Below are 13302 nucleotides of genomic sequence, written 5' to 3' on the forward strand. Positions count from 1 at the left end.
TGCTCCAGGCTTGCCAGCAGGGCACCGGCATCAGCCATTACCTCATCACGCATTACTATCCTTATCGAGCAACCGCTGGCTCAGTTCGAAAATGTGGGATACCGGTCCTCTCTATCAAGCGTCCTTGTCGAGCTGCAGGTTCAGCTGGAGTATGTTGACCACTTGCGGGCCAAGGATACCAGCTTGTGCACTGGACTTGACCTGCTCCGTCAGCAAGGCGGGATCAAGCCCTCGCTGTTTGGCCACTCTTTCCACCTGAGCCAGTACGGCATCCACCGGCAGATGGGGGTCCAGGCCGGAGGCGGATCGGGTCAGCATGGCGGGTGATGCGTCACCGGTTGGCGCCTGGACTTCGGTGTTGGCAAACTGGGCCCGCAGCGGTGAGCTCATGCCCAGATTGGATGCACCACCGCCTATGGTGGCGAAGTCGCTGGCGGAGGGGCGGGAGTGGAAGTACTCGGTTCGCTCGAATTTCTGCGCCAGCAGGGCACTGCCGATCAGCTGCTGTTTGCCGTTGGTCAGCTGGCTGCCGTTGGCCTGCCAGGGGAACATCAGCTGGGCCAGCCCTGTCACCGCCAGCGGGTAGCCGACACCCAGCAGCAGGGTCAGGGTCAGCAGGGTTCTGATTGCTATCATGATTCTCTTGCTCCAAACAGATTGATGGGGTGCAGGCCAGGCTTGCACCCCGCTATGTCGTTACACCAGACCCAGGCCAGTGATGACCAGGTCGATCAGCTTGATTCCAATGAATGGCACTATCAGACCACCGACGCCGTAGATCAGCAGGTTGCGGCGCAGCAGGCTGGCGGCGGATCCCTTCAGGCTGACCCCGCGCAGGGCCAGCGGCACCAGCGCCACTATGATGAGGGCGTTGAAGATGATGGCCGACAGAATGGCGCTCTGCGGGCTGCCCAACTGCATCAGGTTCAGTGCCCCCAGCTGCGGATAGGCGGCGATGAACAGGGCCGGCAGTATGGCGAAGTACTTGGCCACGTCGTTGGCGATGGAGAAGGTGGTCAGGGCGCCGCGGGTCACCAACAGCTGTTTGCCGACCAGCACCACGTCCAGCAGCTTGGTGGGGTTGGAGTCCAGATCCACCAGGTTGCCCGCCTCCTTGGCGGCCTGAGTGCCTTCGTTCATGGCCAGACCCACGTCGGCCTGGGCCAGCGCAGGGGCGTCGTTGGCACCGTCACCGCACATGGCGACCAGGCGGCCATCGGCCTGCTCCTGGCGGATATAGGCCAGTTTCTTCTCGGGGGTGGCTTCGGCGATGAAGTCATCCACCCCTGCCTCGGCGGCGATGGCGGCGGCGGTCAGCGGGTTGTCGCCGGTGATCATCACTGTCCGTATCCCCATGTGACGCAGGATCTGGAAGCGGGCCTTGATGCCGGGCTTGATGATGTCCTTGAGGAACACTACCCCCAGCAACTTCTCGTGGGTACAGACCAGCAGCGGGGTGCCGCCCTGGCGGGCTATGTTGTCGACCGACTTGAGGATCAGCTCGGGCACCGCCTTGCGCTCGAGGGAGAGGTAGTTGAGCACAGCATCCACAGCCCCCTTGCGATATTGATGACCGTTGCGATCCAGTCCGCTCAACCGGGTCTCGGCGCTGAACGGGATCAGCTTGTCACTCTCCAGCTGGCTCGGCTTGGCCATGCTCTTGCCTGCCAGGGTCAGGATGGACTTGCCTTCCGGCGTATTGTCGCCGAGGGAGGCCAGCATGGCTGCCTGGGCCAGCAGGGAGGGATCCACACCGGGTGCCGGGATCAGCTCGTCGGCCATGCGGTTGCCGAAGGTGATGGTGCCCGTCTTGTCCAGCAGCAGGGTACGCACATCACCGGCGGCCTCCACGGCGCGGCCCGACTTGGCAATCACGTTCAGCTTCACCAGCCGATCCATGCCGGCGATGCCGATGGCGGAGAGCAGGCCGCCTATGGTGGTCGGGATCAGGGTGATGAAGAGGGCCAGCAGGTAGAGCCTGGGCACCTGGGTGCCGTTGTAGTTGAGGAACCAGGGCAGGGTAGCCACCACCAGCAGGAAGATCAGGGTCAGACCCACCAGCAGGGCATCGAGTGCCATCTCGTTCGGGGTCTTCTGGCGCTTGGCCCCTTCCACCAGCGAGATCATCCGGTCCAGCGTGCTCTCACCCGGATTGTTGCTCACTCGTACCCAGATCTCGTCCGAAACCACAGTGGTGTTGCCGGTCACGCCGCTGCGGTCGGTGCCGGATTCGCGGATGACGGGGGCGGATTCACCCGTGATGGCCGCCTCGTTGACCGAGGCGATGCCGGCCACCACTTCACCATCGGCCGGGATCATCTCGCCGCTGCGCACCAGCACCAGATCGCCTTTCAGCAGGCTGGTGGCGGGCACCCATTCACCCTGTCCATCCTTGGCATCCGTGACCCGGCGCGCCTTGAGCTGGCTCATGCCGGCCTTCAGGCTGTCGGCTCTCGCCTTGCCGCGTCCTTCGGCCAGGGTCTCGGCGAAGTTGGCAAACCAGAGGGTCAGCCAGAGCCAGGCTGTCAGCTGCCAGGCCAGGCTGGGAGCCACGCCCGACAGGGGTTGGCCCAGCAGGGATTCCACGGTCGCCATCACGGCGGCCAGCCAGAGGGTGAACAGTATGGGGCTGCCAAACAGTGCCTTGGGGTTGAAGCGATAGAGGGCTTCGACCATGGCTTGCACAATCTGCGAGCTCTGTTTCTTGGCCTTCACCTTCTCGGTGCTGGCCGTCATTGAGATGGACTTGCTCATTAGAAAGCTCCCTGTATCAGGCTCAGATGTTCGGCCACGGGTCCCAGTGCCAGCAGTGGCAGGAAGGAGAGGCCGCCAATCAGCAGTACTGTGATGATCAGCAAGGTAATAAACAGTGGCCCCCGGATCGGGAAGTCACCTTCACCCGTCTCCTGGCGCGGAGCGCGGGCGAGCTGGCCGGCGATGGCCAGCACGGGGATGATGTAACCGAAGCGTCCGAGCAGCATGGCCAGCGCGATGGCGATGCACTGCCAGCTATCGGCGGCGGCAAAGCCCGCGAAGGCGGAACCGTTGTTGCCGGCAGCCGAGGCGTAGGCATAGATCAGCCGTGACAGGCCGTGCGGGCCTTCATGACCTATGACGGTGGCGGCATCCGGCATCAGCAGGGTCACGCCACCGATCACCAATACCCCGACCGGCATCACCAGCATGCTGGCGACCACCCACTTCATCTCTGTGATACCGAGGCGTTTGCCCAGATAGGTCGGGGTGCGACCCACCATGAGGCCACACAGGAACACGGTCAGCAGCACGAACAGCATCATGCCGTAGATGCCGGCACCCACGCCGCCGAACACCACTTCACCCAGCAGCATGTTGATCATGGCGACCATGCCGGCGAGGGGGGCAAAGCTGTCGTGCATGGCGTTGACCGAGCCGTTGGAGGCGGCCGTGGTCGCCACTTCCCAGATGCTGGAGAGCACTGGGCCGAAGCGGCTCTCCTTGCCTTCCCAGTTGCCCATCTGAGTGGTGAGGTGAGCGAGGTTGGGATCCTGCTTCATCTCCTGGGTGAGGGAGAGGCAGAGCCCCAGCACCAGCATGATGGTCATGGCGATGAGGATGGCGCGACTGTGGGCCACATCCTTCACGTAGCGGCCCAGGGTGCAGACCATGGCGGCGGCTATGGTGAGCAGGGCGACCATTTCCAGCCAGTTGGAGAGGGCGGTCGGATTCTCGAACGGGTGAGCCGAGTTGATGCCGAAGAAGCCACCGCCGTTGGAACCGAGCTGCTTGATGGCGATCTGGGACGCGGCAGGGCCGAGCGGCAGCAGCTGTTCCTGACCTTCCAGGCTGTGGAACGGCAGATAGGCCGACAGCGTCTGGGGCACGCCCTGCCATACCAGCAGCAGCGCCATGATCAGCGCCATTGGCAGCAGCACGTAGAGGCAGAAACGCACCAGATCCTGCCAGAAGTTGCCGATGTGAGTAGTTTGCTGGCGGGATATGCCGCGGAACAGGGCGATGGCGACGGCTGCGCCCGTCCCGGCGGAGACGAAGTTCTGGGTGGTGAGCCCCACCATCTGACTGAAGTAGGAGAGGCTGGCCTCACCGGAATAGGCTTGCCAGTTGGTGTTGGTCATGAAGCTGACGGCCGTGTTGAAGGCCATTTGCCAGCTCAGGCCGGGCAGTTGCTGCGGGTTGAGGGGCAGCAGGCCTTGCGCCATCAGGATCAGGAACAGCAGGCCGAAACCGGCGCCGTTGAATGCCAGCAGGCTGAGGGCGTAGGACTTCCAGTCCTGCTCCCGTCCGTCCGTGCCACAGCAGGCCAGGGTGGCGCGCTCTATGGGCGACAGCCAGCGGCTCTGCCCCTCGAATACCCGATACAGGTAGCCGCCAAGCAGGGGGGCCGGCAGCAGGATCAGCAGCACAAAGGCCACCGGATAGATCACTTCTTGCCACATAGTCAGTTCCTCACTCGTGGCTGCGCGTTAACGCACGCAACAGATAGCCCATCAGGGCGAGGACCAGCAGCAGATATAGCCAATTCATATCGACTCCATTGAGATAATTAGCTGCGAGAGTCGACGTAAAACCCTATCGACTCCGTTGGTGTCATTGACGTTGAAAGGGTATGTAAAACCGGCGTAAAGGCGCCATAAAGCGGCATGGAGGTGGCGTAAAATCGGCGTAAAAAGCGCAGGTTTGTCGGGGTTGTCGAAGGGCAGATATGAAAAAACCCGGCCTGGGCCGGGTTTGGTAGCAAGTTGCTGAAGCTAGCCTGATGGTGATGAGGCCAGCTTCAAACGTGCTTATCGCATTGTCACAAACTCTTCCGCGCTGGTCGGATGAATGGCCACGCAGTTGTCGAAGTCGGCCTTGGTGGCGCCCATCTTCATGGCGACGCCAAAGCCCTGCAGTATCTCGTCCATGGCAAAGCCGATGCCGTGCAGGCCGACCACTTTTTCTTCCGGTCCGACGCAGACCAGCTTCATGCGGGTAGGCTGACGATGCTGGGTCAGGGCCGAATACATGGCGGTGAACTGGCTGCGGTAGACCTTCACCTGGCTCTCGCCATATTCGGCGATGGCTTCCGGTTCAGTCAGCCCTATGGTGCCGATGGGCGGGTGGCTGAACACCACGGTCGGCACCAGATCGTAGTTGAGGTGCTCGTTCGGCTTGTTGTTGAACAGCCGCTCGGAGAGACGACGGCCCGCCGCGACGGCCACCGGAGTGAGCTGGATGCGGCCCGTGTTGTCACCGACGGCATAGAGGTTGGCGACGGTCGTGTTCTGGAACTTGTCGGTCGGGATGAAGCCCTTCTCGTCCAGCTCGACACCGGTGGCGGCCAGGTTGAGGTTGTCGGTGGCCGGAGTGCGGCCTATGGCCCAGATCAGGCAATCGACGGTCAGGTGGCGACCATCTTCCAGTTGCAGGGTCAGGCTGTCATCGGCGTTCTTGAGCACAGCCTTGGGGATGGCGTGGGTGTGCAGCTTGGGCCCTTCCTGCGCCATGATCTCAACCAGAGTCTCGTGGATCATGGGGTCGAAGTTGCGCAGCGGCGCGTGCTTGCGCACCACCAGGTGGGTCTCGGAGCCGAGCGCCTGCATCACGCCGGCGATCTCCACGGCTATGTAGCCGGCACCGACCACGGCAACCCGCTTGGGCTGCGCCTGCAGATCGAAGAAACCATCGGAATCTATACCCAGCTCGGCACCCGGAATGGCGGGTACTTCTGGACGGCCACCTGTGGCGATCAGTATATGATCGGCGCTGTACTGCTCGCCGTTGACCTCGATCGTGTTGCTATTGACGAAGCGGGCGAAGCCCTTGACGACGGTGATCTGGTTCTTGCCCAGCACGTTCTCGTAGGACTTGTGAATGCGGCCGATGTAGGCCTGGCGGGACTCGACCAGCTTGGCCCAGCTGAAGTGGTTGAGTGTGGTGTCGAAGCCGTAGTCGGCGCCATATTTCAGGGCATCGGCGATCTGGCCCGCATACCACATGGCCTTCTTCGGCACGCAGCCGACGTTGACGCAGGTTCCACCCAACTCTTTGGCTTCAATCAGGGCGACTTTCTTGCCGTACATGGCAGCCCGGTTGGCCGAGGCGATGCCGCCGCTGCCGCCACCGATGGCGATATAGTCAAAATGCTGTGCCATTGCGAGGTTCTCCGCTCATTAAGAATGCAATCACAGCATGATGGGGATAAAGCGGCTGGCTCACAAGAGCCAGCGCTCAGTTATGTTGGATCGGCAGACGAATATGGAACTGGGCGCCGTTGCCCGGTTCACTGACGCAGTTGATGCGGCCACGCAGCAGCTGCACCACCAGGTTGTAGATGATGTGGGTGCCGAGCCCGCTGCCGCCCTGGCCCCGCTTGGAGGTGACGAAGGGGTCGAAGATGCGTGGCAGTATCTCGGGCGGGATACCGCGGCCGTTGTCGCTGTAGTCGATCATCAGCTCCTCACCCTGTTGTTCCACCTTGATGGTGATCTTCTTCGGCTTGTCCCAGTTGTCGAAGCCATGGTTGATGGAGTTGAGGATCAGGTTGGAATAGATCTGGGTGAAACTGCCGGGGAAGGAGAAGATCGACAGCTTGGGATCGCACTGTATGTCCACCTCGCACTGGGCCTTCTTCAGCTTGTGGCCGAGGGAGACCACCACCTGATGCAGGTTGTCGGCGAGGCTGAAGTTGTAACGCGCCTCGGACGACTGATCGACCGCCACCTGCTTGAAGCTGGCAATCAGCTCCGAGGCGCGTCTCAGGTTGCCCTGCAGCAGTTGCATGGACTCGTCGAGGTTGACGGTGAACTCGTTGAGATAGGAACGCGAGAGCTGTTTGGAGTCGATGTGCAGCTTGAAGTCGGCCACCCGCTCCTGCAGATAGGAGGAGGCGGTCACGCTGATGCCGATGGGGGTGTTGATCTCGTGCGCCACCCCGGCCACCAGCGAGCCGAGGGAAGCCATCTTCTCCGATTCCACCAGGGTCTGCTGGGCCTGTTTCAGGTCGTCGTAGGCCTTGCCCAGCTGATCGTTGGCGTCGCTCAGGCTGCGGGTTCGCTCCACCACCTTGCCTTCCAGCTGTTCGTTGAGCTGGATGATCTCCCGCTCCACCTTCTTGAGGCGGGTGATGTCGTAGCCGAACCCGATGAGATACTTGAGGTTGAGGCCCTCGTAGAAGGGGGCGAAAGTCCACTGCAGCACCAGCTCATGGCCCTGCTGGTCATGCATGATGACCTCTTTGTCCTCGATGGAACCGTGATCGGCCAGGATCAGCGCCAGCTCTTCACGCTGTGCCTGGCTGACGAACAGATCCAGCCAGCTGTGCTGCAAGATCTCCTGCTGGTGGTAGCCGGTCAGCAGTATGGCGGCCGGGTTGATGCTGGCGATGGTGAGGTTGGGTTCCATGCAGCAGATGAGCATGTTGGCCGAGTTGATCAGGGTGGCGGAGAAGTCCCGCTCCTGTTGCAACTGTTCCGCCGCCTGATGGCGCGCCGCAAACTCGTCGTTCAGCCGTGTTCGCATCTGGTTGAGGGTGGCGACCAGGGTATCCAGCTCATCGGGTTTCTTGCGGGGCAGGGGGCGCCCCTCCAGCGTCAGCTCTATGGCCAGCCTATCCAGATTGAATTTCTGGGCATAGTTGGCGATGCGGTTGAGGTGACGGACCACCAGATAGTAAATGATGATCAGGATGCAGAATGAGACCACCAGCGTCTTGATGGTCTGGCTGACCATGATGAGCACGGATTTTTCGATCAGGCGCTGGTAGATCTGTTCGAGGGAGGCGGCGACGAACAGCTTGCCGACCACTTCACCCTGATAGGTGAGATTGAACTCGCGGGAGATGTCGTAGCTTTCACGCTCCACCCCCTGGGTCAGCAGCGGCACTTCCGAGTTGCCGAGCATCTCCTTGACCATCACGAACTGCATGTTGGGCAGGTTCATGATGCCTTCTATCTGTACCTTGACCTGCTCTTCATCCAGGTTCCACAGGCTGGCGGCGATGGGCTGCAGGAAGGAGGCCTCGATCTGGCCGATGCTGTCCTCGATGACGGCGACATCCTTGCGGTAATCCCAGGCAAGCTGCAACACCGTAATGATCATCGCCAATACGGTACTGCACACCAGAATGTAGGAGAGCAGGCGGTATGAGAGCCCGTTACGGCCGACGGCCCTCGCGGTCTTGGAGAAGAGTCCTGACATGGCGTCCTTGCGGTCTGGATATATTGCCATTTAGTTTAACTGCTTCATGCACTTATGTCGTGTTTCGTTAGCGGGATAAAAAAAGGCCCCGAATCGGGGCCTTTTGCATTCAAATCGGTGATCAATGACTCCCTTTCGCCTTGGGCGGGATGGATTCATCAAACACGGGCAAGGGTTTGTGCTCGGAGGCCAGGTAGGTGTAAATCACCGGCAGCACGAACAGGGTGAAGATGGTACCGATCGCCAGACCGGCCACTATCACTATGCCGATGCTGAAGCGCTGGGCTGCACCGGCGCCGGCCGCGTACAGCAGCGGGATCAGACCCGCGATCATGGCCGCCGTGGTCATCAGGATGGGGCGCAGCCGCACCTTGGCCGCCTGCATCACCGCCTGGGTCCGGTTCAGACCGTGCAGCAGCTGCTCCTCCTTCGCCACCTCGCAGATCAGGATCCCGTGCTTGGTGATCAGGCCGACGAGCGTGATCAGGCCCACCTGGGAGTAGATGTTCATGGTGGCCATGCCCCACGCCAGTGCAATCAAGGCACCACTGATGGCGAGCGGGACCGACACCATGATCACCAGGGGGTCACGTACCGATTCGAACTGGATGGCCAGCACCAGGAAGATGATGGCCAGCGCCAGTGCGAAGGTGGCATAGAGGGCGTTGCCTTCGGTCACGAACTGGCGAGCCTCACCCATGAAGTCGTAGCGATAGCCTTGCGGCAGCTTCTCTTCGGCTGTGGTCTTGAACCAGTTGATCGCGTCCCCCATGGCCACACCCGGTGCCGGTACGGCGCCTATGGTAGCGGAGTTCAGCTGGTTGAAGTGGGGCAGGGCACGGGGCTCGCCCACGACTTCGATGTTGATCAGGCTGCCCAGCGGGATGGATTTGCCGTCGGCCGCACGCACGTAGTAACCCTTCATGGATTCCGGGTTCATACGGTATTTGCGCTCGACCTGGGGGATCACCTCGTAGGAGCGGCCATCCAGGTCGATGCGGTTGACGTAACCGTCCGCCATCATGGTGCCCATGGTGATGCCTATGTCCTGCATGGTGATGCCGTAGGCACCCGCCTTGTCCTTGTCGATCTTGATCTTCATGGTGGCGGAGTCGTAGTTCAGATCGAGATCCGAATAGACGAACTGGCCATTGGCCTGGGTGGCCGTCAGCATCTCGCTGGCGATCAGGAACAGGCTCTCGAAGCTGTTCGGGGTGGTGATGACGAACTGGATCGGCAAGCCGCTCGATGCACCCGGCAGTTCAGGGAACTGGAAGGTGGTGATGGCCATCCCTGGGATGTCCTTCACCAGTCCGGCGACCCGATCCAGCACCTCTTTCTGGCTCGCTTCACGCTGGCTCCATGGCACCATGGAGGCGATACCAAACGCCTGATTGGCGTTGAATACCCCGGAGAAGACCTGGGAGTAGGCGATTTCCGGCTGCTCATCCAGGATCTTGTTCACGTCCGCCATGGTGTTTTCGATGTAGTCCAGGTTGGCGTTGGAGGGCGCCGTGCCCAGCACCGCCATGACGCCCTTGTCTTCCGACGGCGCCAGCTCGCTCGGGATGAACTTGAACAGCAACGGCAGGCTGCCGAATACGATGACGGCGAATACCACGACCACGATGCGCTTCTGCATCACAGCGTGCAGCATGCTGTCGTAGCGTTCCGTCATCCGATCCAGCAGGTGGTGCACAGTGCTCTCGAACTTGCCCGGCTGCTCGTTGGCCTTGAGCATCTTGGCGCACATCATGGGTGACAGGGTCAGCGCTATGATGCCGGAGACGAATACCGCCCCCGCCAGGGTCAGCGCGAACTCCTTGAACAGGGAGCCGGTGATGCCTCCCATCAAAGCGATCGGCGCATACACGGCGGCCAGGGTGACCGTCATGGCGATAACCGGCACGGCTATTTCGCGAGTCCCTATGATGGCGGCCCGGAAGGGCTCCTCCCCTTGCTTGATGTGGCGGTCGACGTTCTCCAGCACCACTATGGCGTCATCTACCACCAGACCGATCGCCAGCACCATGGCCAGCAGTGTCATCAGGTTTATCGAGAAGCCGAACAGATCCATCATCATCACCACGCCGATCAGGCTGAGCGGAATCGTGATGATGGGGATGATGACGGCCCGGAACGAGCCGAGGAACAGGGTGATCACCACCAGTACGATGGCGGCCGCCTCCAGTATGGTCTTGATGACCTCGTGGATGGACTCGTTGATGGCGATGGTGGAGTCATACAGCACGTTGGCCTGCATGGTGCTCGGCATGTTGCTCTTCAGGCTCGGCAGCAACTCCAGCACGTCGTGGGCAATGTTGATGGGGTTGGCGGTCGGCGCCGCGTTGACCGCCATGACCACGGCTTCGCGGCCGTTGGCACTGGCCCGGTAGATGTCGTGGCTCTTCTCCAGCGTCACCTTGGCGATGTCGGAGAGGCGGATCACCTTGCCGTCACGGGTGGCCACCACCAGTCGCTTGAGCTCCTCGGTATTGCTGACCTGGGTCTTGGCATTGCCGTTGAACAGGGTGAAGTAACCCGTCGCCTGACCGGTGGCCGACTGATAGTTGTTGCTGTTGAGCACAGTCATCACGTCGCTTGAGGTCAGGTTGAAGGCCGCCATCTTGGCCGGATCCAGCCATACCCGCAGGGCAAACTCGACACCGCCGTAGAGATCTACCTTGGACACGCCGCCCACGGTAAACAGCTGTGGCTTGATGACCCGCTCCAGATAGTCGGTGATCTGGCTGGAGTTCAGCTCCGGGCTGGTGAAGCCGAGGTAGAGCACCGCCGTGGTGGAGCCGGTGGAGGAGGTGACCGAGGGGTCTTCCGCCTCTTTCGGCAACTGGGATCGCACCGAGTTGACCTTGGCCAGTATGTCAGACAGCGCGGCGTTCGGGTCGGTGTTGAGCTTCATGAAGGCCGTGACGGTGGAGCTGCCCAGCTGGCTGGAGGAGGTCATGAAGTCGATGTTGTCGGCTTGCGCCACCGCCTGTTCCAGCGGCTGGGTGATGAAGCCCTGGATCAGGTCGGCACTGGCACCGTAGTAGCTGGTGCTGACCGTGATCACCGTATTGGTCACCTCGGGGTATTCCCGCACCTGCATCTTGAAGATGGCCTGAAAGCCCAGCAGGGCGATCAGGAAGCTGAGCGAGATCGCCAGCACAGGCCGTTTTATGAATATGTCAGTAAATCGCATTGCAGATCTCCGCGCTTACAGCATCGGGGTTTGTGCCGGAACGGCCAGGGCATCGTTTTCGACCACGCGCACCTTGGTGTCGTTGCTCAGGCGAACCTGGCCCGACAACACTATCTCGTCCCCGGCCTTGATGCCGGACAGCACATGTACGTCATTGCCGCGACGCTCGCCCGCCTTGACCACGACCTGCTTGGCCCGTTTCATGCCGTCCACCTCGTGGATGACATAGACGTTTTCGCCATACAGGGTGAAGGAGATGGCCGATTGCGGGATCACCATCTGCTCTTTGACCGTGGGCAGTATGATGCTGGCACGGGCAAACATGCCTGAACGGAGCTGGCCGTCGTTGTTCGGGATGTCAGCCTGTACCTGGATCAGGCCGCTCTGGTAGTTGACGGCCGGCTCGATGGCGGTGATGTGGCCATCAAACTGGGTCTGGGGATAGGCATCCACGTTGATCTTGATGATCTGGCCCAGAGTGATTTTCGAGATGTCGGTCTGGGGCACGGTGAAGCGCAGGCGCATCACGCTGGTGTCTTCCAGCCGCACTATGTCGGTACCCGGTTGCAGGTACTGGCCGAGGAAGACGTTGCGCAGGCCGACCACACCGCCGAAGGGGGCGCGGACTTCACGGCGGGCTATGGTCGCCTTCAGACTCTCGATGTCGGCCTCCAGCGAGCGGTAGCTGGCTTCGGCATCATCCAGCTGATCCTTGGAGATGGAGCTCTTCTTGAAGAGGTTCTGGAAGCGCTCGTACTTGGCGCGCGCCGCCGGCAGCTTGGCCAGGGAGGCTTGCAGATTGGCCTTCTCCACGCTGGAGTCCAGGCTCAGCAGCAGCTGCTCCGCCTTGACCGGCTTGCCGGATTCGAAGGTGATGGCATCGATGGTGCCCGCCAGTTCGGTGGACAGCGTCACCCCCTGGTTCGGTTCGATGAAGCCGATCGCTTCTATGGTCGGTACCCAGTCCTGCGCCTTGGTCACCATGGCGGTCACCGGGAACTCGGGTTCAGGCCGGTTGGCCATGAACTCTGCAATCTTCTTCTGCTTGAACATATTGAAGCCGATGACGCTGCCAAACAGGGCAAGCGCTATCAGCAACATGATGGCCATCCACTTTTTCATGAACAGGCTCCTGAGGTGGAAAAATTGGGGTTTAAAATGGCATTCCAGCTGGCCCGGATCACGGCTTCCAGCTGTTCTTGCGTCAGTTCAAAGTGGTGAACCTGGCGTTGCAACGCCAGACTTCCCACGCAATCCAGGCTCAGCACCTGCAGTGCCCGGACTGGTAGATCGATAAACAGACCTTGTTCACGTCCCCGTTCGAAGAAGCGATCCAGAGGTGCCCAGGCGGCTATGATGACTGGGTTTTTCTCCAGTTCGGCTCCCAGCGGAGAGCTCTCATACTGCAACTTGCATTTGAGCGCGTTGGGCTCGTCGGCAAAAATGGCGTGGATGTTGAGCCACAAGCGCCGAAATTGCTGAAACGACACCTCCTCTATCTGCACCCCTTCCATGACCAGGGGATGACACTGGAGTATGGTGTGCTGATAGAGCTGGCGGATCAGATCATCTTTGTCACTGAAGTAGCGATAGATGGTGCCCGCCGCGACCTTGGCTCTCTTGGCCACCACGGCAATGGATAGCCCGTGGAAACCCTGCTCGCCGAGTACTTCATGCGCCGCATTGAAAATGCGTTCTTTCTTGTTCATGACTCGATTATCACAACGGCTGAATGAACGTTCATTCATTTTAGGGGGGCCTTGAGGCAAGTCAAGTTCTGCTGCGCTCTTGACCACCATAGTGGGGGGACAAAGTAACGAGGGAGGACTGGATCCAGCCTGAATGAAGGGAAAATGGCATAAAACAGCCATAAATGATGGAAAAACAATCGGTTGATTCAGCGCAGGCAAAAAAGTGTAGAC

Annotated in this window: 8 protein-coding genes; all 8 read right to left on the reverse strand. The window is 60.7% G+C overall.

Translation table 11 applies throughout. From position 1 onward, the window contains the following. Positions 1 to 114 precede the first annotated feature (114 nt). On the reverse strand, positions 115 to 636 hold the full coding sequence (locus IU367_RS00090; protein ID WP_274453120.1) for a potassium-transporting ATPase subunit C: 522 nt from the start codon (positions 634 to 636) through the stop codon (positions 115 to 117). A 60-nt stretch (positions 637 to 696) separates the two neighbouring features. Then, on the reverse strand, positions 697 to 2754 hold the full coding sequence (gene kdpB, locus IU367_RS00095; RefSeq protein ID WP_241280434.1) for a potassium-transporting ATPase subunit KdpB: 2058 nt from the start codon (positions 2752 to 2754) through the stop codon (positions 697 to 699). After that, complete coding sequence (gene kdpA / locus IU367_RS00100) at positions 2754 to 4436, reverse strand: potassium-transporting ATPase subunit KdpA (RefSeq protein ID WP_274453121.1); 1683 nt, start codon at positions 4434 to 4436, stop codon at positions 2754 to 2756. Before kdpA ends, kdpB begins: the two co-directional genes overlap by 1 nt. A 348-nt stretch (positions 4437 to 4784) precedes the next feature. After that, complete coding sequence (gene gorA, locus IU367_RS00105) at positions 4785 to 6134, reverse strand: glutathione-disulfide reductase (protein ID WP_274453122.1); 1350 nt, start codon at positions 6132 to 6134, stop codon at positions 4785 to 4787. A 76-nt stretch (positions 6135 to 6210) separates the two neighbouring features. Beyond that, positions 6211 to 8178: an ATP-binding protein gene (locus IU367_RS00110; protein ID WP_181003715.1), complete on the reverse strand. Its 1968-nt coding sequence runs from the start codon at positions 8176 to 8178 to the stop codon at positions 6211 to 6213. Positions 8179 to 8299: 121 nt separating this feature from the next. Further along, a complete protein-coding gene (locus IU367_RS00115; protein ID WP_098981181.1) occupies positions 8300 to 11380 on the reverse strand; it encodes a multidrug efflux RND transporter permease subunit in 3081 nt (1026 codons plus the stop codon). Between the two features lie 15 nt (positions 11381 to 11395). Next, the gene (locus IU367_RS00120) at positions 11396 to 12502 is read right to left on the reverse strand and encodes an efflux RND transporter periplasmic adaptor subunit (RefSeq protein ID WP_098981179.1); all 1107 of its coding nucleotides are present in this window, start codon (positions 12500 to 12502) and stop codon (positions 11396 to 11398) included. Beyond that, positions 12499 to 13089, reverse strand: coding sequence for a TetR/AcrR family transcriptional regulator (locus tag IU367_RS00125; RefSeq protein ID WP_274453123.1), 591 nt, complete (start codon positions 13087 to 13089; stop codon positions 12499 to 12501). Before IU367_RS00125 ends, IU367_RS00120 begins: the two co-directional genes overlap by 4 nt. Positions 13090 to 13302 lie beyond the last annotated feature (213 nt).

Source organism: Aeromonas bestiarum (genome assembly GCF_028751155.1).
In the GTDB taxonomy this organism is placed as follows: Bacteria; Pseudomonadota; Gammaproteobacteria; order Enterobacterales; family Aeromonadaceae; genus Aeromonas; species Aeromonas bestiarum.